The organism is Eubacterium sp. F2 (assembly GCF_046244355.1).
GTDB lineage: Bacteria > Bacillota > Clostridia > Peptostreptococcales > Anaerovoracaceae > Aminicella.
The window spans coordinates 1-25042 of record NZ_CP176393.1 but is presented as its reverse complement, the minus strand read 5'-3'; the positions used below and the strand labels follow the sequence as shown (position 1 = coordinate 25042).

At 50.8% G+C, this 25042-nt stretch carries 15 protein-coding genes, 1 tRNA gene, 3 rRNA genes and 1 pseudogene; 19 read left to right on the top strand and 1 reads right to left on the bottom strand.

Annotation, left to right across the window (positions count from 1 at the left end):
- Positions 1-140 precede the first annotated feature (140 nt).
- The 5 genes from ACI77B_RS00100 (at position 141) to ACI77B_RS00080 (ending at position 5998) form a co-directional block, all read left to right on the top strand.
- Positions 141-755 carry a hypothetical protein gene (locus ACI77B_RS00100; RefSeq protein WP_409336804.1) on the top strand — a complete coding sequence of 205 codons (615 nt, stop codon included), beginning with the start codon at positions 141-143 and terminating at the stop codon, positions 753-755.
- A 104-nt stretch (positions 756-859) separates the two neighbouring features.
- Entirely contained in the window at positions 860-1840 is a 981-nt protein-coding gene (locus ACI77B_RS00095) for a hypothetical protein (RefSeq protein ID WP_409336803.1), read from the top strand.
- A gap of 271 nt (positions 1841-2111) precedes the next feature.
- A complete protein-coding gene (ilvB, locus tag ACI77B_RS00090) occupies positions 2112-3740 on the top strand; it encodes a biosynthetic-type acetolactate synthase large subunit (RefSeq protein ID WP_409336802.1) in 1629 nt (542 codons plus the stop codon).
- A 10-nt stretch (positions 3741-3750) separates the two neighbouring features.
- Entirely contained in the window at positions 3751-4224 is a 474-nt protein-coding gene (gene ilvN / locus ACI77B_RS00085) for an acetolactate synthase small subunit (RefSeq protein WP_409336801.1), read from the top strand.
- Positions 4225-4624: 400 nt separating this feature from the next.
- Entirely contained in the window at positions 4625-5998 is a 1374-nt protein-coding gene (locus tag ACI77B_RS00080) for an MATE family efflux transporter (RefSeq protein WP_409336800.1), read from the top strand.
- A 147-nt stretch (positions 5999-6145) separates the two neighbouring features.
- Here the strand turns inward: ACI77B_RS00080 and ACI77B_RS00075 are convergent, their stop codons facing one another.
- The gene (locus tag ACI77B_RS00075; RefSeq protein ID WP_409336799.1) at positions 6146-6580 is read right to left on the bottom strand and encodes a PaaI family thioesterase; all 435 of its coding nucleotides are present in this window, start codon (positions 6578-6580) and stop codon (positions 6146-6148) included.
- Positions 6581-6830: 250 nt separating this feature from the next.
- On the opposite strand from ACI77B_RS00075, the gene ACI77B_RS00070 reads away from it, so the two are divergent.
- From ACI77B_RS00070 to rrf, 14 genes and pseudogenes are all read left to right on the top strand, one after another.
- Positions 6831-8012 carry an iron-containing alcohol dehydrogenase gene (locus ACI77B_RS00070; protein WP_409336798.1) on the top strand — a complete coding sequence of 394 codons (1182 nt, stop codon included), beginning with the start codon at positions 6831-6833 and terminating at the stop codon, positions 8010-8012.
- A gap of 465 nt (positions 8013-8477) precedes the next feature.
- Entirely contained in the window at positions 8478-9902 is a 1425-nt protein-coding gene (gene pyk / locus ACI77B_RS00065) for a pyruvate kinase (protein ID WP_409336797.1), read from the top strand.
- 94 nt (positions 9903-9996) lie between these two features.
- The gene (gene murC, locus ACI77B_RS00060) at positions 9997-11379 is read left to right on the top strand and encodes a UDP-N-acetylmuramate--L-alanine ligase (protein ID WP_409336796.1); all 1383 of its coding nucleotides are present in this window, start codon (positions 9997-9999) and stop codon (positions 11377-11379) included.
- The gene (locus ACI77B_RS00055; RefSeq protein ID WP_409336795.1) at positions 11379-12083 is read left to right on the top strand and encodes a UDP-N-acetylglucosamine diphosphorylase; all 705 of its coding nucleotides are present in this window, start codon (positions 11379-11381) and stop codon (positions 12081-12083) included. Before murC ends, ACI77B_RS00055 begins: the two co-directional genes overlap by 1 nt.
- 84 nt (positions 12084-12167) lie before the next feature.
- Positions 12168-13121 (top strand): ribose-phosphate diphosphokinase, encoded by a 954-nt coding sequence (locus ACI77B_RS00050; protein ID WP_409336794.1) that lies wholly within the window; start codon positions 12168-12170, stop codon positions 13119-13121.
- Positions 13122-13310: 189 nt separating this feature from the next.
- Positions 13311-13862, top strand: a pseudogene (pth, locus tag ACI77B_RS00045) (aminoacyl-tRNA hydrolase); the annotation flags it as partial.
- A 106-nt stretch (positions 13863-13968) separates the two neighbouring features.
- Positions 13969-17433, top strand: a complete 3465-nt coding sequence (mfd, locus tag ACI77B_RS00040) for a transcription-repair coupling factor (RefSeq protein ID WP_409336792.1) — start codon at positions 13969-13971, stop codon at positions 17431-17433.
- 38 nt (positions 17434-17471) lie between these two features.
- Entirely contained in the window at positions 17472-18761 is a 1290-nt protein-coding gene (locus ACI77B_RS00035; protein ID WP_409336791.1) for an amidohydrolase, read from the top strand.
- 307 nt (positions 18762-19068) lie between these two features.
- A complete protein-coding gene (locus tag ACI77B_RS00030) occupies positions 19069-19347 on the top strand; it encodes an HU family DNA-binding protein (protein ID WP_178263120.1) in 279 nt (92 codons plus the stop codon).
- 104 nt (positions 19348-19451) lie between these two features.
- Positions 19452-19700, top strand: coding sequence for an RNA-binding S4 domain-containing protein (locus ACI77B_RS00025; protein ID WP_178263121.1), 249 nt, complete (start codon positions 19452-19454; stop codon positions 19698-19700).
- Between the two features lie 421 nt (positions 19701-20121).
- Positions 20122-21637, top strand: a 16S ribosomal RNA gene (locus ACI77B_RS00020).
- Positions 21638-21672: 35 nt separating this feature from the next.
- Positions 21673-21749: transfer RNA gene (locus ACI77B_RS00015), tRNA-Ile, on the top strand.
- Positions 21750-21953: 204 nt separating this feature from the next.
- A 23S ribosomal RNA gene (locus ACI77B_RS00010) occupies positions 21954-24838 on the top strand.
- 84 nt (positions 24839-24922) lie between these two features.
- Positions 24923-25039, top strand: a 5S ribosomal RNA gene (rrf, locus tag ACI77B_RS00005).
- The 16S, 23S and 5S rRNA genes sit together here with 1 tRNA gene alongside, the layout of an rRNA operon.
- Positions 25040-25042: the final 3 nt, after the last annotated feature.

Here is a 25042-nt window from a genome sequence, read left to right as displayed (position 1 = left end):
CGTTTTTTTTCTCGGCTTTGCCTGGATTGCACGGACATCCAGAAAGCCGGGATCCGGAAAGCTGATGCGGCGGCTGGAGAAAATCAGCCTGACCGTGATGGCCAGCGGACAGATTACCTATATGATCTGGTTTGCGCTGAGTGGAAGCGGGGGGAGACAAGTGGCCGCTTTACGCCTGCCGCATTGCCTGTATTCTTTTGATTTTCACGTATTTTGTGCGCTGGATGCCGCTGGAGCAGTTTTCGATCTATACGGCGCTCTACGGGGGGATCAGCTCGGTATTTTATTCTACGCCGAAACCCTTTGCCTTCCCGCATGTGACAAGGATCGCTTTTTTTGCCACGCATATCGGGCTGGCCTATTCTGCACTTCTGCGTATCCTGAATCATGATGAGGAGATCGACATCCGGTCGCTGAAAGGTGCGGAATCGGTGAATCTTGCCGTAATCGGTCTGGTGCTGCTGATCGACATAAAGTTTGACTGGAACTATATGTTCCTCCTCTCCCCGCAGCTGCCGACGAAGTATCTGGGACAGATTCACTCCATGTATGTACAGGTCCTGGCGACTATCGGTGTTGCCGCCGTCTACATTTTTGCCCTGTTTGCCGCATGGTTTTTTGCGGTCTGGCTTCAGGTGCATTTCAGTTCCAGGCATTATAAGAGGCAGAGCAGCCGGCCGCAGGTGCGGAAAACCTCAGAACCGAAGTTTGTGCACAGGCTGGAAGACCGCAAAAACTATATCAAAAAGAAATAAACGTGATGTTTTTCTGAAGTTTTTTCGTATAGATATACGCTGGCGCTTCATCGCGTTATAATACACGTTGGAATTTATTTCAAAGGAAAGGGAAGTGTAACAAAATGAAATTAGAAATCAAGAAGACGGCAGGTGTTCTTCTGCTCGCTCTGGCTCTTCTCGTAACGATGAGCTTCACGACAGGATTCACTGCAGATGCAGCCACCAAGACCGCATCCAAGACTGCCAAGACCACAACAACTGCTCAGAAATCTTCTTCCAGCAAGGCAAAGAAGACTTCCAGCAAGAAAACAACGAAGAAGAGTTCTTCCAAGACAAGCAAGAAGACTTCATCCAAGACAACAAAGAAGTCTTCCAAGACATCTTCCAAGAAGAACACATCCAAAAACTCTTCCAAGAAGACAACAAAGAATGCAGTAAAGGTAAAGTACAGCGTACCGGCTTCCAAGACGGTTACCGTTGGAACGACAACCTATACACTGAAGGAAGGTAAAACTTCTGCATCCCTGATCAGCACAGACAGCAGCACCAAGACATCCAAGACTCTGGAAACACTGCCGATGAAGGGATACAACATCAATAACTACTGCTTCATCTCCGATTACAACAACGGCAAGATCTATGTATCTCAGAATTCCGCAAACCAGGGAACAACATATACCTATGATACAGCAACAGGTACATGGAGCACATTCATGCAGGACGGAGCTCTGGAAGCAAGAGTCGGAAACTATTTCATCGCTGCCAACCCGGTAAAGACACCGCTGGGAGAGACAGAAGTTCTGTACAAGCTCAATGGCACAGGTTATACCAAGGTAAAGACACTGGGAAAGAACTGCGGAACAGCAACAGCAGTCGGCAAGTATTTCTACTACGTACAGTATGACGCTGATCAGACACAGGGAACTCTGTACCGCATGTCTGCAAACGGCAAGAAGTCTGAGACAATCAACACACTGAGTGCACGTTCTTCCGATGAGACTTTCACCATCACCAAGATCACTGGAAAGTACTGCGTATTCAATGTTGACGGTGTAAATTACCAGTATACATACAAGACAAGAAATATTTCCAAGATGAAATAACGGAATAAATTCTGGATGGAACGGCCATACCCGTGGAAAATCAACGGGTATGGCCGCTTTTTTTATCTATGGCCATACTTGATAATAGTAAAATAATTTGTTATAATCCACATTGACAATGCAATAACTTTTGGTTATGGCTACAAAAATGGATGATTTGTTTTACTGAACTGCTGTGTTCTCTTGCAGCTTTCTTTTGTCCGATGGAGAGATAAGGACGGAAATCGTGCAGGAATGGCAGCATGTTGATCTGATGAAAGCAGGTGACAAAATGTTAAGTGGAGCTAAGGCTATGGTGAAGTGCCTGGAAGCGGAAGGAATTACGAAAGTATTCGGCTATCCGGGCGTTGCGATTGCCCCGTTCTATGACGGGCTGTATGATTCGGATATCGAGCACGTCCTGGTCAGAGAAGAACAGTCGGCGGGCCACGCGGCAAGCGGATGGGCCAGAATTTCCAGAAAGCCGGCGGTATGTGTAACGACCTCAGGACCGGGAGCGACCAATCTGATTACTGCGCTTGCAACTGCATACGCGGACAGTATTCCGATTATCGCGATTACGGGACAGGTAAGCAGTGAGCTTCTGGGCAGAGACGTATTCCAGGAAGCGGATATTACCGGCGCGACAGAATCCTTCACCAAGTACAGATATCTTGTAAAGGACGTGAAGGACCTTCCGCGGATTTTCAAGGAGGCCTTCTATATTGCGTCTACAGGGCGCAAGGGTCCGGTTCTGATCGACGTTCCGGTTGATATTCAGAAACAGGAACTCGAAGATTTCGATTACGATAGAATCAAAGTGCATATCCGCGGCTATAAACCGCCGAAGAAGACTGGAAACAAGCAGCAGGTGAAGAAGGTCGTAGAGGCCATCAATAATTCTAAGAGACCTCTGATCTGTGCCGGCGGCGGAGTCATCCTCGGAAACGGCGAGAAGGCCGTCTGCGGATTCTGCGAAAAGAATAATATTCCGCTGGTCCATACGATGATGGGACTCGGTGTTATGCCGAAAGATCACGAACTGTATTTCGGCATGCTGGGAAACAACGGAAAACAGTACGCCAACCGGGCTGTTGATCAGAGTGATCTTCTGATTATTGTCGGCGCTCGTGTCGCAGACAGAGCGATCGCGAAACCGAAGAACCTTGAAGAGGGAACACGGACGATTATCCATATCGACATTGATACGGCGGAGATCGGAAAGAATCTCGGACCGACAATTCCGCTGGTCGGAGATGTCCGTGGTATTTTCCAGATTCTGACAAAAGAAGACATTACTGTGGACACGACCAAGTGGCTGGAAGAGCTGACAAAAGTCCGTGAGAACACGGTGGATCACCGGAAATTCAGTGACCAGTATGTAAATCCGAAGACACTTGTAAAGTCCCTTTCTTCCAGGATGGAGGACGACGCAATTTACGTTGCGGATGTAGGGCAGAATCAGCTCTGGTCTGCGGACAACTACATTATGAAGCGCGGCCGTTTCCTGACGACCGGAGGAATGGGGACGATGGGTTATTCCATCCCTGCGGCAATCGGCGCCAAGATGTGCCAGCCAGAGAAACAGGTTGTCGCCGTATGCGGAGACGGTTCCTTCCAGATGGCCATGAACGAGCTTGCGACCGCGCGTGTCAACCATGTACCGCTGAAAGTTGTGGTAATGAGAAACCATTACCTTGGACTGGTGCGTGAATACCAGTATAATACCTATCAGTCACGCTACGAAGGCGTACAGCTTTACGATTATCCGCATTACGACAAGATTGCGGAAGCCTATGACATGAACTATATCTATGTTGACGACAACAGCCGCGTAGACGAAAGTGTCGATCAGTTCCTCGGCAGCGAAGATCCGTGTCTGATGGTCTGTGAGATTGCTTCAGAAGATAACACGAAATAGGAGGTGCGTGATGAAAGGTATTTTTTCGGTATTAGTAGAAAACCAGGCAGGCGTACTTTCCCAGATTTCCGGATTGTTCGCGCGCAGAGGATTTAATATTGATTCGCTCGCTGTAGGAGAAACAGAGAATCATGATGTATCCAGCATGACGATTGTTTCCACCGGAGACGAGCGCACGATTGACCAGATTGAAAAACAGCTGAATAAGAAACTGGATGTCATCAAGGTCAGAAGACTGGAAAATAACAACTGCGTCTGCAGAGAGATGATGCTGATCAAGGTATCCTGCACCCCGGCAAACCGCAGTTCTCTTCTGGAAATCTGCCTGATCAGCCACGCAGAAATCGTCCATATGGGGCCGAAGGACATGATCATTGAAATGCAGGCCGCCCCGGACGAGATCGAGAATTTCATCGAGCTGGTCAGAAGTTTCGGAATCAAGGAAATCCAGCGCACCGGAACCGTTGCACTGAAAAAAGATTGATGGCTTGAGTATAAGGGCAGAATGTGTTAACATACGTAATGCTGCGTGATTCGTGCTGCAGACCGTGAAACTTCATGTTTTGCAGCAGTCGGTCAGAGCATGAAAAGAATAGCCATAAAAACAGAATGCTAAAACCTGGGAAGGGCAGCGATGCCCCCGGGTGTGGATTTTTAAGTATCGTCTTTTTCGCCACAGAGTTTTGCAGGAGCTGAGAGGCCCTGCAGCTTCTCTGTGGCTTTTTTTGTGCGGACAGTCTGCGTCCGGAAGAAACGTCCAAACGTCCGGAGGAATGTTTTTCTCCGCAGTGCTTCCCGGAACTCAGAAAGTCCCCGATGCATATGAAATTCCGCTGTCTGTTTCAGGGAATTGGTTCAAGATAAAGAGAGGAGTCAGTATACGTATGGATCAGTCCTTTATGAAAACCAGAAAAATACTGCCGCTGGTGATTTCCATGTCACTTCCGATGGTGGTTTCTATGATTGTCAATTCGCTGTACAACATCGTGGACAGCTTTTTTGTGGCAAAAATCAGTGAGGATGCCATGACGGCTCTTTCGCTGGTATTTCCCATCCAGAATCTGATGGCCGCTGTCAGCATCGGATTCGGAGTCGGCGCAAACGCAGTAACTGCGTATTTCCTTGGTGCTCAGGAGAAGCGGCAGGCGGATGGCGCCGCTTCCCTGAGTCTCCTTTTGTCCCTGCTCCATGCTGCGATCCTGACGATCGTTCTCACCCTGACCGCAAAGTCATTCCTGAGGCAGTTCACCAGTGATCCGCTTATTCTCCGTTACGGATGTCAGTATGCCTGGATCGTGCTGGGCGCGTCGGTTGTCATGCAGGTGGAGCTGGTGTACGAGAAACTGTTTCAGGCAGTCGGAAAGATGAAGGTGACGATGATCGGCCTTTCCGCGGGCTGCCTGACTAACATTATCCTCGACCCGGTGATGATTTTCGGACTCGGTCCCTGCCCGAGAATGGGAATCCGCGGAGCAGCCATCGCCACCGTCATCGGGCAGATCGTGTCGCTGGTCATTTATCTGCTCTTGTGGAGGCGCGGAAGCCTGCCGCTCCATCTTTCTCTGAAACTCGGCTGGAACTACCGCCGCCTCTGGAAAAGGCTGTATATTATCGGCATTCCGGCGATTTTCAATCAGGCGCTGCCGTCTGTCATGATCACCGCGCTGAACGCGATTCTCGCCGCGATTTCCCCGGTGTACGTACTGATTCTGGGCGTGTATTACAAGCTCCAGACCTTCATTTATCTGGCGGCAAATGGAATTATTCAAGGAGTGAGACCGATCGCGGCCTACAATTACGGTGCCGGAAAAATCGGACGGCTGAAGAAGATATTCAAGACCACGCTGTTTCTGACTGCGGCAGTCATGGCCGTCGGGACCCTGCTCTGTATTCTGATCCCGCAGAATCTGATCGGCCTCTTCACTTCCAGCAGCGCGACGATTCAGGCCGGAGCATGCGCTCTTCGCATCATCTGCCTGGGATTCATCGTGTCCACCGTGTCCGTTTCCGGCTGCGGCATGCTGGAAGGCATGGGATTTGGCCTGCAGTCGCTGATCATCTCTGTCCTGCGCTATGTCGCCGTCATTCTTCCCGCCGCCTTCATCCTGAGCAGATTTCTCGGCGCCGCCGGCGTCTGGAACGCCTTCTGGCTTACCGAGCTGATTTCCGCCATTGCGGCACTTTTCATCGTCAAAACAGAAATGCGCAAGGTGGAGAGGGAAGCCGGGAAAGCCGCTTCTGGAGAGGCCCGCGTATAAGTCAGGCAGAAGAATTATTTTTCAGCGGGGAACAGGATTAAGAAGTTTCCCGTTAACAACTGCATAGAAAAACACGGCGGCCATTCGGTATTCGCTGAAAGAATGACAGATGGAAACCGTGTTGAAGTCAGAGAGAACCGGCAGGGATTATTCCGCCGGTTCTTTTGTTCTGCCTCCCTGAAGAGGTGTTTTCAGTTTCATAATGGTAAAAATTCCGCGGCAGTACAGCGTGCCTTCACGGTCTTTTACATCCGCCTCAAAAACCATAACCCGGCGGCCGTGCTTGATTTCTCTGGCTTCGGCGAAAAGCTCGGGAACATTGATGGCGGCTCTGAGAAAATGCATGGAACTGTCGACAGTGGTGATCTGAATGCCGTATGAAGAGGCCGCAGATCCGCAGGCAATGTCACAGAGGGTAAACAGCAGCCCGCCATGTACGGAATGGGTCGGATTCTGCAGCTCCGGGGTGATTTTTACCCAGGCCTTTGCGTATCCTTTACTTAATTCCGTCACCTTGATTCCCTGTTTGATGGCAAAGGCATTCGTTTTATTTCTTAAATCCATGATTTCCTGATAGGTCATTTCTATTCTCCTTTCAAATATTTTCTATTTTGTATTGTACCTGCATTGGTCCTTAAAATCAAAAATGAAAAAGGTATTTTTCCTGGCGGAAAGGACAGGCCGGAGATCTTGGATGAAGGAATTCTGTGCATGTGTACAAAAGTTAAATGCGATTTTGTTCAGCATAATCAGGAAATTTGTGATACGATAAATATATTGGAGATAATTTAACGATCGAAAGAGAGTGAGAGAATTACATTCTGGAGGTAAGATGATGAGAGATTTCATGTATTTTGACCCTGTCAGGGTATTATTCGGATGCGGAGCACTTGGAAAGCTGCATGAGCAGAAGCTGCCGGGAAAGAAAGCGCTGATCTGCATTTCCAACGGAAAGTCCACCATTAAGAATGGTTCTCTGGATAAGCTGAAATCTGAGCTTGATAAGGCCGGATGTACTTATGAAGTGTTTAATAAGATTGCGGCTAACCCGCTGAAGGCAGTGGTTGAAGAAGGCGCGAAGCTTGCCGAAGAATCCGGATGTGATTTTGTCGTTGCTCTGGGAGGTGGCTCCGTCATGGACGCGTCCAAGGTAATTGCCATGCTGGCTGCTCAGCCATCGGATGATCTCTGGGACTACGCAGGCGGAATTACCGGTAAGGGAAAGCCGATTGAAAATGAACCGCTTCCTTTTATTGCCATTACTACGTCAGCAGGAACCGGTTCTGAAGTCGATACCGTAGGCGTCATCACCAATCCGGAGACGAATGAGAAAATCGGTATCGGCCGTGTCGACTGCATGTTTGCGGATCTTGCCATCGTCGATCCGGAACTGATGAAAACGGTTCCGCCTAAATTCACGGCTTTCCAGGGATTTGATGCCCTGTTCCATTCTCTGGAAGGATACATTTCCAATAAAAACAGCCTGATGAGCGATATGATTCAGCGTGCTGCCATTGAGAATATCGGAAAATATCTGCCGCGTGCCGTTGCGGACGGAAGCGATATGGAAGCAAGAGAAGCTATGGCTTTTGCCAATACGATGTCCGGATATTCCATGGTTGTCACTTCCTGCACATCGGAACATTCCATGGAGCATGCCATGAGCGCATTCCATCCGGATCTTCCGCACGGAGCCGGCCTGATCATGCTCTCTAAGGAGTATTTCAGCTACTGGATCAACCGTCATGTCTGTGATGACCGTTTCATCGATATGGCCCGCTTCCTTGGAAAGCATGACGCGGACAAGCCGGAAGATTTCCTGGATGCACTGACGGATCTTCAGAAAGCCTGTGGCGTAGACCAGCTGAAGATGTCCGATTTCGGCATCCAGAAGGATGAGTGTCATGCGATGGCAGAGAATGCAAAAACTGCCATGGCCGGACTTTTCAAGGCAGATCCTGCGGAAATGCCGCTGGAAGACTGCGAGAAGATCTATGAAAAGGCATATAAATAAGGCTCCTTTCAGTGATATACTTTTTAGGGAAACTCTCTGCGGAATGAATCTGCGGGGAGTTTCCTGTTATCATTGTCTGGCCGGATCTGACCAGGCCGGAGGCTGATCTTCCGGTGTTTTACAAAGTGTAAGTAGGGAGCAGGAAGATATTCAGTGTCAGGGAAGGAAAACTGGCTTTCAACGCCTTCGGCCCCTTGCCCGTTCTGTTTTTGTCCGGCTGATCAGAAGAGTTGAATCTGCAAAAACTGAGAATTTCCCATTCTTCGGGTCAACTTTCTTATTTCAGTGGAACTCGGCCGTAAAATCACATATAATAGTAACGGGTATAGGGCGCAATGGAAGAGGGAAGTTTCTTCTGGTGCGCCTGTTGTATTATGAAATAATATGTTAACATAAAATTACATGTGGAAGCGGCAGGAAAATAATGACTGCTGAAGTTCTGCATCAGAAAGGCAGATAATAGAGATGAGAAAGACCAAAATCATCTGCACCATCGGACCGGCATCGAATAATGAGGAGACCATAAAAGGGCTGTTTGAAGCCGGAATGAATGCGGGCAGATTCAATTTTTCACATGGTACATATGATGATCATGAACGCAATATCGCTATGTTCAGAAAAGTCAGAGATGAGCTCGGACTGCCGGGCGCGGTGGTATTGGACACCAAGGGACCGGAAGTCCGGCTGAAGACCTTTAAAAACGGCCGGGTGGAGGTGAAGGACGGCCAGCCGTTTACCATTACAACCAGAGACATTGCAGGAGATGAAAACGGAGTCTCCATTACCTTTGAACGCTTTGCGCAGGATGTCAATAAGGGCACGCATGTGCTGATTGATGACGGAAAAATCGTCATGCGGGTGGATTCCTGCACGGATACGGATGTTAAGCTCACGGTTCTTCACGGCGGTGTGATCAGCGACCATAAGGGTGTGAATATCCCGAACGCAGACCTTTCGCTTCCGTTTATGTCCGACAGGGATAAATCTGATCTGCTGTTCGGCATCGAGCAGGGTGTGGACTATGTTGCCGCGTCTTTTGTAAGGACTGCGGATGATGTCCGCCAGATGCGTCACTTCCTTGAGGTAAATGGGGGAAAGGACATCCAGATCATCGCGAAGATCGAGAGTGTACAGGGTGTCAAGAACTTCGAGGAAATTCTGAAGGAAGTCGACGGCATCATGATCGCCAGAGGCGATATGGGTGTGGAAATCCCGTTTGAGAAGGTTCCGGGAATCCAGAAGAGATTCATCCGCCGATGCGTTCAGTCTGGTAAAATCGTCATCACGGCAACCCAGATGCTGGAGTCGATGATTTCTTCCCCGCTTCCGACCAGAGCTGAAATTACTGATGTAGCGAATGCGGTATATGAAGGAACTTCCGCGGTCATGCTGTCGGGAGAGACTGCTGCCGGCGAATTTCCGGTGGAGGCGGTCCAGGCCATGAGCAGAATCGCCCTTCAGGCGGAAGAAGATAAGAAGAACAGCTATTCTGCGCAGAATGAGCAGATCTGGCATGAAATGGACACGAAAGATGTAACCAATGCAGTAGGGCACGCAGCCAGCGTTCTGGCGCACGATCTGGAGGCAAAATGCATCTTTGCCATAACGCAGACCGGATTTACAGCAAGGAGACTGTCGAAATTCCAGCCGGATATTCCGATTATCGGAGCAACGCCGGATGAAAAGACCTTCCATCAGCTTGCTCTGGTCTGGGGTGTACAGCCGCTCCGGGCAGAACAGAAGGCCAGACTGGCAGAACTCTACCGCCACTGCGTTGATCAGGCGCTGAAAAAACACTTCATCGGTGAAGGAAGTCTGGTTGTTATGACTGCAGGTGTTCCGATCGGAAGAGCCGGAGATACCAATATCATCCGCGTTATGTATGCGTAAGCGATTTATTTAACGCCGATTTGTGGTATACTAAGACAGACCGGCTCTGCGGAATAGTGCTGCAGAGCGTAATAAAATCAGGAGGAGTGTGTCAATGGTAGATTTGACTAAATATAAGAATATACATTGTATCGGAGTCGGCGGAATTGGTGTTTCCGCACTGGCGGAGATTATGGTATCCAGAGGATATAAGGTATCCGGATCGGATATGAAGGAATCCGCAATCACTGATCACCTGGCATCCATGGGTGTCAAGGTCCAGATCGGACACCGTGCGGAAAACGTAGAGGATGCGGATCTGATCGTCTATTCTGCGGCTATTGCAGAGACCAACCCGGAGGTCGTCCGTGCAAAGGAGCTGGGAATCCCGATGATTCCGAGAGCTGAGCTTCTGGGGACACTGATGAACGAGCATACGAACAGCATTGCGGTCAGCGGAACACATGGAAAGACGACGACAACGTCCATGATTTCCCTGATCATCAGAAATGCCGCGCTGGATCCGACCATCGTTGTCGGAGGAGAGCTGGCGGAAATCGGCGGAAACGTACGCGTCGGACACGGCGACTATTTCGTCGCTGAGGCCTGTGAGTACAGAGACAGCTTCCTGCAGCTGCGTCCTAAGATCGAGATCATTCTGAACATCGATTCCGATCATCTGGATTATTTCAAGGATGTGGAGCACATTGAGTCTTCCTTTGAGAAATTCGCCGGATTCGTTCCAAATGACGGAATGATCATCGCCTATGATGCCAACCCGTTCGTTGAAGAGGCCACCAAGGGGAAGAACAACGTTATCCACTACGGATACAACAGCAGCTCCGACTATCATATCGTCAACGTAAAATTCCATGAAGGATATCCGTCCTTTGATGTGGAGCATAATGGAAAGAAACTCGGACGTGTAGAACTGTCCATTCCGGGAGAGCATAACATCCTGAATGCGACGGCCGCTTTCGCATGCTGCAATGAACTGGGAATCGATGTAAAGACCATCACGGATACGCTGAAGGGCTTTAACGGTATTCAGAGACGTTTCAATGTCCGCGGCATGTTCGGAAACGGTGTCCGTCTGGTTGACGACTATGCGCACCATCCGACAGAAATCAAGGCGACACTGACCGGAGCGGAGAAGTTCCCGCATAATAAACTGTGGGTTGTCTTCCAGCCGCACACATACACCAGAACACTGGCGCTCTTTGACGGTTTTGCCGATGCCCTGGAAGAAGCGGATGTCATTATTCTTGCAGATATCTACGCTGCAAGAGAGAAGGATATCTACAATGTTTCCTCTGAGAAGCTGGCAAAAACGATTCATGAGCAGAAACCGGACAAGGAAGTCCTCTACATGCCGGATTTCCATGAAATCGCTGACTTCGTCAGAAAGAACGCAAAGAAAGGTGACATGGTCATCACCATGGGTGCCGGAGACGTTTACAAGGTTGGAGACTACATTCTGGAGGCAGAAAATAAATAATGAAGCTGGAAGAATATAAGAAAAAAGAACAGGAAAGACTGGATATTGCAATCCGCCATCTGGAAAACGGCGTGGACATTGCAGATATTCATTCTGTATACATTGACCCTTCCGTTGAGATTGAGCCAGGCGCATACCTCGGCCCATGCGTAACCCTGGAAGGAAAGACACATATCGGAGCTGGAAGCAGAATCATGCAGAACAGCAGAATCGTGGACTCGGAAATCGGAGAAAATGTTCTGGTTCAGAGTTCGGTGATCCTTGAAAGTACGGTCGGAAACGGAACCAATGTCGGTCCGTTTGCTTATATGCGTCCGCATTCCCATGTGGGCGAAAACTGTAAAATCGGTGATTTCGTCGAGATTAAGAATTCAACCTTCGGAGATGGGTCCAAGTCCGCCCATCTGACCTATATCGGAGACGCGGATGTTGGAAAAGATGTCAATCTCGGCTGCGGAATTGTTTTTGTCAACTATGACGGAAATGAAAAGCACAGGACGACAGTCGGAGACGGCGCGTTTATCGGCTGCAATACCAACCTGATCTCACCGGTAAATGTTGGCGATGGCGCCTATATTGCCGCGGGAAGCACACTGACAGAGGATGTTCCGGAAAACGCTCTGGGAATTGCCAGAGAACGCCAGACGAATATCGAAGGATGGGCAGAACGCCGCGGGCTGTACAGACGCAATCATAAGAAATAACCGCCGCCTGACTGGAAATGTCCTGAGAAACGGCAGGACAGGCATGAAACAGAAAGGCGCGGAGTCGACAGGAGGTACGGCAAGATGAATAATGGCTCTTTCTCTGAATTTAAAATTTTTGCGGGAAATTCTCATCCTGAACTTGCGGCGGAGATTGCCGGGAAACTGGACAAACCGCTGGGAAGATGCACAGTAACCAAGTTCAGCGATGGCGAGATTTCTGTAAATATCTGGGAAACCGTACGCGGAAGAGACATTTATATAGTCCAGTCCACATGCAATCCGGTAAATGACAATCTGATGGAGCTTCTGATCATGATTGACGCCATGAAGCGGGCTTCCGCCGGCAGAATCAACGCGGTCATTCCATATTACGGCTACGCCCGTCAGGACCGCAAGGCCAAGGCCAGAGACCCGATCAGTTCCAAGCTGGTCGCGAACATGATCGTCGCGGCAGGCGCAGACCGCATCCTTACGATGGACCTGCATGCGCCGCAGATTCAGGGATATTTCGACATCCCGGTGGATCATCTGGTCGGTATGCCGATTCTCGCGAAGTATTTTAAGGAGAAGCGTCTGGAGCATCCGGTTGTGGTATCACCAGATCACGGAAGCGTGACAAGAGCCAGAAATGTTGCCGAGTATCTGGACTGTCCGATTGCCATTGTCGACAAGCGCCGTCCGGAGCCGAATAAGTCCGAGATTATGAATATCATCGGTGATATTGAGGGGAAAGACTGCGTCATGGTCGACGATATGATCGATACCGCCGGAACCATTACCAATGCCGCTAACGCACTGAAGAAGATGGGCGCCAATACCGTCCTCGCCGGTGCCACACACGCGGTTCTATCCGGCCCTGCAATTCAGCGTCTGCAGGATTCCGCGATTTCCGAACTGGTTCTCCTGAACACCATTCCGATTCCGGAAGAGAAGAAGATCGACAAGATGACACTTCTTTCCGTCGCCCCGCTGTTTGCCGAGGCGATTACCAGAGTCTTCACCAACGGATCGGTCAGCGTTCTGTTCGAGAAGTAGGACAAAAGGAAAACGCAAGAAAATACAGGCTGCGGCTCTGCGGGCTGCTTCGACTTATCCATTAGAAAAAGAAATGGCAGAAGGGCCTTCCAGCAGGGTACAGAAAGAGAAAAACATAAAAAAAGAGAAGTGAATACGGTCTGCCGGACAGAGGGTCTGCTCTTCCGGCAGGCCTTTTATGAGGTGTATATGTATATCATTGCAGGATTGGGAAATCCCGGAAAAAAATATGAAAATACCAGACATAATCTGGGGTTTATAATGATCGACCGGCTGGCAGATCAGCTGGGAGTCAGCGTAAACCGGAGTAAATTCAAGGCACTGATCGGAGAAGGACGGATTGGAACGGAAAAAGTCATTCTGGTCAAGCCGCAGACCTACATGAATGAAAGCGGCCAGTCCATCCGGGAAGTCATGAATTTCTATAAAGTGGATCCGTCCCATCTGATCGTCATCTATGATGATATGGAAATTCCGGTAGGGTCACTCCGAATTCGTCCGCATGGAAGTGCGGGAACACATAACGGAATGAAATCCGTCATTTACCAGATTCAGTCAGACCAGTTCCCGAGAATCAGAATCGGTACCGGATCAGAACATATGGGAGACATTATTTCCTTTGTCCTGGGCGGCTTTAAGAAAGATGAGGTCCATCCGCTTGAAGAAGCCGTGGACAATGCCTGCCGCGCCGCAGAGTGCATCGTCACTGATGACGTCAACCTGGCAATGAACCGCTACAATACCAGACACCAGAAGAAAAAGAAATCTGCGGCGGGCAGAAAGCCAAGACAGACAGGCAGCACAGGAAACGATTCGCCGGATAAAAATAAAGTTTCGGAGGCAGAGAATGAGTAATAAAGGAGTGACAGGTATTTCCGGAGTGACAGAAAGCCGCTCCGCTCTGATCATATCCAGAATAATCAGAAATAACCCGGGAAAGACCCTGATCCTGACCGCTGCCCAGAAACAGGCTGAGAATCTGGCCTCGGACCTGGAGTTCTTCCTGAAAAAAGAAGTTCTCGTCATGCCGAATGAGGACCAGCTTTTCCTGAATTATGAAACCAGAGGGAATTCCCAGCAGATGAAACGTCTGAAGGGACTGAAGGCACTCATGGAGGATAAACACTGCGTCGTTGCCGCGCCGGTAAGTGCGGCTGTCCGTCCGATGATGCCACACTCTCTTTTGTCAGAAAAGACCGTGCGTCTGGAATACGGTAAGGACGCAGACCTGAAGCAGATTGCGGAAGATCTCAGAGATCTGGGCTATGAACGCATGAGCATGGTCGAAGGAAGGGGAGAATTCAGCATCCGCGGCGGAATCCTGGATGTATTTACGCCGGATGCAGAAGAGCCTTACCGTATCGAATTCTTTGACACAGAGGTGGACTCCATCCGGACCTTCGACATCGATACACAGCGGTCCAGCGGAGACAAGCTGAAAGCCGTTACCATCGGTGCGGCTCAGGATCTGCTGGCAGATAAAGAGCATTTTCTGAAAGCAGCGAAAAAGCTCTCTGATGCTTATACAAAACAGATGGAAAAGCTGAGTCAGTCGGCGGAATTCCTGGAGGCGTCCCACCATCTGGAGCGCCGCAGAGACCAGCTTGTAGAATACATTGAGAATGTATCCAACCTGCAGCTTCTGGGAAACTACCTGCATTATTTCTACGATGATGTGGAATATCTCTGGGATTATATGGGAGAGGGCACCCTCATTGTGGATGATCCGGACCGCATTACGGAATTCCTCGACACCCGCAGCAAGGAGCAGAAGCAGGACTTCCAGACCATGCTGGAGCGCGGACAGATCGCGCCGGAAGATATGAAGATGATGACCGGCCGCGAGGAACTCCTGAAGGGTTACCGCTGCCGCCCGCTTTATGTCATCACTCCGTTCCCGAAGCAGGTGAAGGGAATCGATGAGTACAGTCAGGTGTATGACTACCACTGCCGCCAGGTTCCGGAGTTCAACGGACGTCTGGAGCTGCTGGCCGATGAAATCCAGGCGCAGCTGAAAAATAAGGTGAAGGTCACCATCGTCTGCAGCACAATGGAGCGGAAGAAAAATCTCCGCGAGTTCCTGCAGAATAAGGGGCTGTCCTCAAGCGTCAGCTTTGAGGATGGAATCCTTTCCAGCGGCATGCTTTTCCCGGAAGAAAAGTTCTGTTACATCAGCGATCAGGATATTTTCGGAGGGAGAAGAACTCCGCGCCGCAGAAAACACCGCAGGACGAAAGGTGAAGAGCTGCAGAGTTTTACCGATCTGAAAAAGGGCGATTATGTCGTTCACGAGAATCACGGAATCGGAAAATTCGAAGGCATTGAGCAGCTGAACCTCCACGGTGAAAAGAAAGATTATCTGAAGATCAAGTACGCGGGCAGCGATATTCTCTACGTTCCGGTAGAGCAGTTCGACATCGTGCAGAAGTACATCGGCGCAGAAGGCAGCGTGCCGAAGATGAACAAGCTTTCCGGCACCGAATGGAAGACGGCAAAGGCCAGGGCCAAGAAGGCCATCGCCGACATGGCCGACGAACTGATCAAACTCTACGCAGAACGTGAAGTGACGAAAGGTTACGCCTTTGGACCGGACACAGAGTGGCAGAAAGAATTTGAGGAGAGCTTCCCTTACGTGGAAACCGACGATCAGCTGAGGGCCATTGAAGAAATCAAGGCCGACATGGAAAAACCGGTGGCCATGGACCGTCTCCTCTGCGGCGATGTTGGATTCGGAAAGACAGAGGTGGCCGCCCGCGCGATGTTCAAGTGCATCGCGGACGGAAAGCAGGCGGCCATGCTCGTTCCGACGACTCTGCTCGCCAACCAGCATTACTACACACTGAAGTCCAGATTTGAGAAATTCCCGCTGAAGGTCGAGATGCTCTCCCGCTTCCGTACAGAAGCAGAGCAGAAAGACATCGTGAAGAGGCTGAAGGAAGGCGATATCGATCTGATTATCGGCACCCACCGGCTTCTTTCTAAAGATGTGAAGTTCAAGGACCTGGGCCTTCTGGTCATCGATGAGGAACAGCGCTTCGGCGTCAAACATAAAGAGAAAATCAAGGAAATGAAAAAGAACGTGGATGTTCTGACCCTTTCCGCGACGCCGATCCCGAGAACGCTGAACATGTCCATGACGGGAATCAAGGATATGAGTGTCATTACCGAGCCGCCGGAAGACCGTTTCCCGGTGCAGACCTATGTCATGGAAATGGACGACGGCGTGATCCGTGAGGCGATTATGCGTGAGATGGACAGAGGAGGCCAGACCTTCGTCATTTACAACCGCGTCCGCGGCATCAACCAGATTGCCGAGCGCATCATGAAAGCCGTTCCGGAAGCCAGAGTCATCGTCGGCCACGGACAGATGAGCGAGCAGACACTGGAAGACGTCATGCTGAACTTTGACAACCACGAGAGTGATGTTCTGGTGGCAACCACCATCGTTGAGTCCGGAATTGATGTGCCGAACGCCAACACCCTGATCGTCCTGGACGCAGACCGCTACGGTCTGTCCCAGCTCTATCAGTTAAGGGGCCGCGTCGGCCGCTCCAGCCGCATGGCATACGCCTACCTGATGTACCAGAAAGATAAAGTTCTGACAGAAGTTGCCGAGAAGCGCCTGCGGGCCGTAAGGGAATTTACCGAATTCGGCTCCGGCTTCAAGGTCGCCATGCGTGACCTGCAGATCCGGGGTGCCGGAAACCTTCTTGGAAGCGAGCAGAGCGGACACATCATGAACATCGGATATGAATTGTATGCCAAACTGGTCAATGACGAAGTCCGCCGCATCAAGGGCGAGAGCATCGCAGAGAATCCGGAGGAGACTTCGGTTGAACTTGCGGTTTCCGCCAATATCCCGGACTGGTACATTCAGGACGAGGTGCTTAAGATCCAGATGTATAAGAAGATCGCCACCGTACGCACAGAAGAGGACGAGGAGTCCATGTATGATGAACTCGTCGACCGCTTCGGCGATGTCCCTAAGGAGACCATGAACCTGATCAAGGTTTCCCGCATCCGCTGGCTTGCCGAGGGCATGGCCGTGACCCGGATTTATGAACAGGGACCGTACGTACTGCTGTCCTTCGATGAGAAGAACCCTCTGAATCCGATGAGCATCATCCACCTGAATGAAGTATTCGGCGCCAGAGTCTTCGTCCACGGAGGAGTCAAGCCGTTTATCCGCATTCCGCTGGTCCGCCGCCACGAACTCGAGGACGTCATCCGGCTGCTCGAGACCCTGAAAGACACACCTGAGGGAGCACCGCAGATTCCCGGTGCAGCAGACAGGAAACCCGCCGGACATTAATTTCCGGCCAAACTCGATGAATAGAAAGGAAGTAGAAGATGCTTTTTCGCGACATTACAATTTTAGATGAAAACCTGGACGTACAGGAGCATATGTACGTAGGGACAAAAGACAAACGCATCGCTTACATCGGTAAAGCGATGCCGCAAGAGGATTACGGGGAAGTCTACGACGGGCAGGGACGTCTCCTGATGCCGGGATTCTATAACGCCCACGCACATTCCCCGATGGCACTGATGAGAGGCTACGGAGAAAACCTGAAGCTGCAGGACTGGCTGAATACCAGAATCTTCCCGTTCGAGGCCAAACTGGATTCCGACGCCGTCTACTGGGGCACCCTGCTCTGCATGGCAGAATCCCTGCGTTTCGGTATCGTTTCGACCTCTGACATGTATTATTTTGTCCCTGACATCGCTCACGCCGTCATCGACAGCGGCGCAAAAAACAATATCTCCCGCTCGCTGACCAACTTCGACGGCACGCCGTTTGAGAAGATGGATTCCGCAAAAGAGCTGGAAGAAGCATACCAGAGCCTGAACGGCGCCGCAGACGGCCGGGTAGTCATCGAGGCCAGCCTGCATGCTGAGTACACTTCAGACGAAAACACCGCACGTTCCCTTGCCGCATGGTGTAAGGACAACGGCGCAAGAATGCACGTTCACGTATCAGAAACAAAAACAGAGCACGAGGAGTGCAAGCAGCGCCATAACGGAAAGACTCCGGTGCAGTATCTGAATGACTGCGGAATCTTTGACGTTCCGTCCATCGCTGCCCACTGCGTCTGGATTGAGGGAGAAGACTATAACATCCTGAAAGAAAAGGGTGTAACCGTTGCGACCAACCCTTGCAGCAACCTGAAACTCGCCAGCGGAATCTGCAACAGCGCAGAGATCCTGAAGCGCGGCATCAACCTGGCCATCGGAACAGACAGTGTAGCCAGCAACAACAGCCTGAACTTCCTGGAGGAGATGAAAACCCTTGCCATGATCGGAAAGGTCAAAGCCGGAGATCCGACCGTCCTGACGCCAAAACAGGTGATCTACGCGGCAACCAGAGCCGGAGCTCTCGCTCAGGGACGTACAGACTGCGGCATCATGAAAGAAGGCGCACGTGCCGACCTGATCGTCCTGAACACCGACCTTCCGAACATGCACCCGATTCACGACCTGGTCAACAACATCGTCTACTCCGCGTCCGGAAGCGACATTCTCCTGACCATGGCAGACGGAAAAGTGCTCTACCGCGACGGAGAATACAAGACCATCGACATCGAACAGACCATCGCAAGAACGGAAGAAGCCGTACGCCGTATCCTGAATCAGCTGTAATGCGGTAATTTCACCCGCAGCGGCAGATTTCCCGGGCCCATTGCGTCCGGACAAAAGCCGATGCGCAAGATATAGGGCTGGGATAAATTCCCTTATACCGGATTCTGTATAGATACAGGGAATACGATAAGATAAAAGAACATAAATTTTGTATTTTTTATGCCTGTCAGATCGGTCAGATATCGTGAAGGTGAGTAAAATCAGTGCTTTTGGGTGATAAGGTATTGACAAATACAGGTTGAGATGCGAAAATAACAGAAGTAAATTTTCCGTGATGAGAATCACGACTATGAGGAGGATAATAAGAATGAATAAGGCAGAACTTGTTGCTGCAGTAGCAGAGAAGACAAATTTTACTAAGAAAGACGCAGAAGTTGCGATTAATGCATTTCTGTCTACAATAGAAGATGCACTCGTAAAGGGTGAAAAGGTTCAGCTGATCGGATTTGGTACATTCGATACACGTGACAGAAAAGCTCGTCAGGGAAGAAATCCTAGAAAGCCGGATGAGGTTATCGATATCCCGGCATCCAAGGCTCCTGTATTCAAGGCAGGAAAGGCTCTGAAGGACGCTGTCAATAAATAGTCCGCACGGAATCGTACCGGAATAAAGAATTTATCAGCTGCTGCATATCACCCATGCGGCAGCTTTTCTTATACTCTGAAAATGGGGAAGGGGAAAGGAGATCCATGAGAATCGATAAGTATCTGAAGAATTCAAGAATCATAAAAAGACGTACGGTAGCAAAGGAAGCCTGCGAGCAGGAACGTGTTTCCGTAAACGGAAGAACGGCAAAGCCCGGAACGGAAGTAGAACCGGGAGATACCGTTCATATCGAATTCGGAAACGGTTCCGTAACTTTCAAAGTGCTGGCCGTCCCAAACGCCGTCCGGAAGGAAGACGCAGCATCAATGTATGAGATTATAGAGTCTGCGTAAAAAGAAATTTCGATTTTCGTAAAAAAGTCCTTGCATTGATCGGGTAATTAGGGTAATATAGAGAAGCGCTCTGAGAGAGCGGGTTGATCCCGCGCCTGAGAGTGTCTATATACCGCCAAAATCAGCGTCTGAGAGATTTTCAATAAAAATGATGAAAATTTTCCTTGACAACCGGCTGAAGCCGTGGTAATATAGATCATGCTTGTGAGAGCAAGTGCGAACATAGAAAACTGCATAGACAGGAAATGCAAGTCAAGACAAAAGCTGCGCAGATGAAAGTCTGACGCAGAGAACCATTAAAAAGGTTCACGACAATTTCCAAAAGAAAACAGTAATTTCAGCAGAACAAAGCTAAGCTTCGTTCTGAGGAAAAGGATGAATTCTTAAGGATGATAAAGCCGGAAGGCTTTAACATACAATATTAACGAAGAGTTTGATCCTGGCTCAGGATGAACGCTGGCGGCGTGCCTAACACATGCAAGTCGAGCGGGAAATGGAATTCAGATGCTTCGGTTGACGAATGCCATGGAGAGCGGCGGACGGGTGAGTAACGCGTGGGCAACCTGCCCCTCACAGGGAGATAGCCGAGGGAAACTTCGAGTAATATCCCATGATGCCTTTTGATCACATGATCGAAAGGCCAAAGATTTATCGGTGAGGGATGGGCCCGCGTCCGATTAGCCAGTTGGCAGGGTAGCGGCCTACCAAAGCGACGATCGGTAGCCGGCCTGAGAGGGCGGACGGCCACATTGGAACTGAGACACGGTCCAGACTCCTACGGGAGGCAGCAGTGGGGGATATTGCACAATGGAGGAAACTCTGATGCAGCAACGCCGCGTGAAGGAGGAAGGCCTTCGGGTCGTAAACTTCTGTCCTCAGGGAAGAAAAAAATGACGGTACCTGAGGAGGAAGCCCCGGCTAACTACGTGCCAGCAGCCGCGGTAACACGTAGAGGGCGAGCGTTATCCGGAATTACTGGGCGTAAAGAGTGCGTAGGTGGCTGAGCAAGCGCGGGGTTTAATTTCACGGCCCAACCGTGAACCGCCCTGCGAACTGTTCAGCTTGAGTACAGGAGAGGAAGGCGGAATTCCTAGTGTAGCGGTGAAATGCGTAGATATTAGGAGGAACACCGGTGGCGAAGGCGGCCTTCTGGACTGAAACTGACACTGAGGCACGAAAGCGTGGGTAGCAAACAGGATTAGATACCCTGGTAGTCCACGCCGTAAACGATGAGCACTAGGTGTCGGGCTCGAGAGAGTTCGGTGCCGGAGCAAACGCATTAAGTGCTCCGCCTGGGGAGTACGCACGCAAGTGTAAAACTCAAAGGAATTGACGGGGACCCGCACAAGCAGCGGAGCATGTGGTTTAATTCGAAGCAACGCGAAGAACCTTACCAGAGCTTGACATCCTCCTGACCGGGGAAGTAATGTTCCCCTTCTCTTCGGAGCAGGAGTGACAGGTGGTGCATGGTTGTCGTCAGCTCGTGTCGTGAGATGTTGGGTCAAGTCCCGCAACGAGCGCAACCCTTGCTGTCAGTTGCCATCATTAAGTTGGGCACTCTGACGGGACTGCCGGGGATAACCCGGAGGAAGGCGGGGATGACGTCAAATCATCATGCCCCTTATGTTCTGGGCGACACACGTGCTACAATGGCCGGCACAGAGGGAAGCGAAAGAGCGATCTCAAGCAAACCCCTAAAGCCGGTCCCAGTTCGGACTGCAGGCTGAAACCCGCCTGCACGAAGTCGGAGTTGCTAGTAATCGCGGATCAGAATGCCGCGGTGAATGCGTTCCCGGGTCTTGTACACACCGCCCGTCACACCATGGAAGCCGGGGGTGCCCGAAGTCGGACAATGTCTGCCTAAGGCAAAACCGGTGACTGGGGTGAAGTCGTAACAAGGTAGCCGTATGAGAACGTGCGGCTGGATCACCTCCTTTCTAGGGAGACTGATTTTCTGTCTATGAGTTTTTATGGGCTTGTAGCTCAGCCGGTTAGAGCGCACGCCTGATAAGCGTGAGGTCGGTAGTTCGAGCCTACCCAAGCCCACCATCACATCGAAGGATGTGATATGTACCTTGAAAACCGAACAAAATGCGAATCAAACAATGCATCATAGAAAAGAGATCGAGAATATCAATATCAGCATAGAGATATGGTGAAAAGGGTAATCTACGATTTCAACCGAGAGCCAGAAAGCAAAAGATCAAGAGTAAATTGACAAAGATCGAAAGCGAACCAAACGCGGGCCAAAGAGGCCAAGCGAAAAAGGGCATAAGGTGGATGCCTTGGCACTGGGAGCCGAAGAAAGACGTGACAAGCTGCGAAAAGCTGTGGGGAGGAGCACATATCCGCTGATCCACAGATTTCTGAATGGGGAAACCCATCCTGTGTAATGACAGGATACGGATGAGTGAGAAAGACAGCTCATTACGAGGGAACCCGGGGAACTGAAACATCTAAGTACCCGGAGGAAGAGAAAGAAACATCGATTTTCCAAGTAGCGGCGAGCGAACGGGAAAGAGGCCAAACCAGAGACTTGTCTCTGGGGTTGCGGACTCATAAAGGATGAAGAATGTATAGAGGAAGAAGTATGGAAATGCTCACCAGAGAGAGTAAGAGTCTCGTACTTGAAATGCAGTCTTCACAGATGAGGATCCAGAGTAGGGCCGGACACGTGTAACCCGGTCTGAAGCAGGAGGGCCCACCCTCCAAGCCTAAATACTACCCAGTGACCGATAGAGAACAGTACCGTGAGGGAAAGGTGAAAAGGACCCCGGGAGGGGAGTGAAATAGAACCTGAAACCTTATGCCTACAATCGGAGGGAGCGAAAGTAACCTCGTACTTTTTGTAGAACGGGCCAACGAGTTATGGTGTGCGGCGAGGTTAAGCTGCTGGAGCAGCGGAGCCGAAGGGAAACCGAGTCTGAACAGGGCGAAAGTCGTATGCTGTAGACCCGAAACCGGGTGACCTATCCATGTGCAGGCTGAAGTGCCCGTAAAGGGGCATGGAGGGCCGAACTCATATCTGTTGAAAAAGGTTGGGATGACGTGTGGATAGCGGTGAAATTCCAATCGAACCCGGAGATAGCTGGTTCTCCCCGAAATAGCTTTAGGGCTAGCCTTGCAGCGATGATACCCGGAGGTAGAGCACTGAATGTTCGAGGGGCCTTCACCGGTTACCAAAAACTATCAAACTCCGAATGCCGGAGTATCAACTGCAGGAGTCAGACTATGTGAGATAAGTTTCATGGTCGAAAGGGAAACAGCCCAGACCGTCAGCTAAGGTCCCAAAATACAGGCTAAGTGGAAAAGGATGTGGGGTTGCACAGACAGCTAGGATGTTGGCTCAGAAGCAGCCATTCATTCAAAGAGTGCGTAATAGCTCACTAGTCGAGTGACTCTGCGCCGAAGATAAACGGGGCTAAAGTCTGATACCGAAGTTGCGGATAAGAAATTATGGTAGGGGAGCATCGTGCACAGGCAGAAGCGAGAGCGGAAGCGATCGTGGACCGTGCAGGAGAGAGAATGTTGGCATGAGTAGCGAGAGGCAGGTGAGAATCCTGCCCGCCGAAAATCCAAGGTTTCCTGAGGAAGGTTCGTCCACTCAGGGTAAGTCGGGGCCTAAGCCGAGGACGAGCGTCGTAGGCGATGGATAACAGGTAGAGATTCCTGTACCACCGAGGTCTGCTTGAGTGAAGCGGGGACACGGAAGGATGAGCTGAGCGTACCGTTGGTTGAGTACGTCCAAGCGATGAGGGAGCAGCTGCAGGGAAGTCCGCAGGTGTGGAACCAAGTCGTGATGGGGAGGAGAATGATCCGGAAGCAGTGACATTCACGCCGTCGAGAAAAGCCGCTAGCGAGGACTGAGGTGCCCGTACCGCAAACCGACACAGGTGGATGAGGAGAGAATCCTAAGGCGAGCGAGAGAACCATTGTCAAGGAACTCGGCAAAATGACCCCGTAACTTCGGGAGAAGGGGTGCTTGCGAAAGCAAGCCGCAGTGAAAAGGCCCAGGCAACTGTTTACCAAAAACACAGGTCTCTGCGAAAGCGAAAGCTGAAGTATAGGGGCTGACGCCTGCCCGGTGCTGGAAGGTTAAGGGGAAGTGTCAGAGCAATCGAAGCACGGAACTGAAGCCCCAGTAAACGGCGGCCGTAACTATAACGGTCCTAAGGTAGCGAAATTCCTTGTCGGGTAAGTTCCGACCCGCACGAAAGGCGTAATGATCTGGGCACTGTCTCGACAATGGACTCGGTGAAATTGTAGTGCCGGTAAAGATGCCGGCTACCCGCAGCAGGACGGAAAGACCCCATGGAGCTTCACTGCAGCCTGATATTGAGCCTCGGCGCTGCATGTACAGGATAGGTGGGAGGCTGAGAAGAGCGTACGCCAGTATACTCAGAGCCATCGTTGGGATACCACCCCTGCAGTGTTGGGGTTCTAACCGCGTATCGTAAACCGGTACCGGGACAGTGGCAGGTGGGCAGTTTGACTGGGGCGGTCGCCTCCAAAAGAGTAACGGAGGCGCCCAAAGGTTCCCTCAGCGCGGACGGAAATCGCGCGAAGAGTGCAAAGGCAGAAGGGAGCTTGACTGCAAGACATACAGGTCGAGCAGGGACGAAAGTCGGGCTTAGTGATCCGGTGGTACCGAGTGGAAGGGCCATCGCTCAACGGATAAAAGCTACCCTGGGGATAACAGGCTGATACCCCCCAAGAGTTCACATCGACGGGGGTGTTTGGCACCTCGATGTCGGCTCGTCTCATCCTGGGGCTGGAGTAGGTCCCAAGGGTTGGGCTGTTCGCCCATTAAAGAGGTACGCGAGCTGGGTTCAGAACGTCGTGAGACAGTTCGGTCCCTATCCGCTGTGGGCGTTGGAGATCTGCGTGGGGCTGTCCTTAGTACGAGAGGACCGGGACGGACTCGCCTCTGGTGTACCGGTTGTTCCGCCAGGAGCATAGCCGGGTAGCTACGCGGGGAAGGGATAAGCGCTGAAAGCATCTAAGTGCGAAGCCCGCCACAAGAATAGATCTCCCCCGTAAGGTAAGGTTCGTGGGAGACTACCACGTCGATAGGTCGGAGGTGTAAAGATGGTGACATCCTGAGCTGACCGATACTAATCAACCGAAAGCTTGGCCGGAAGGCCGCGAAAAGGAAAAGGCAGAGCAGAGTGAGAGGAGCATTTTGTTTGGATTTGAAGGCACGCAAGTCTTCAAAGAAGAAATCCGGCCGTGATGGCGGGGAGGACACACCTGTACCCATCCCGAACACAGAAGTTAAGCTCCCCAGCGCCGAGGATACTTGGTGGGAGACCGCCTGGGAAAGTAGGACGCCGCCGGTTTCT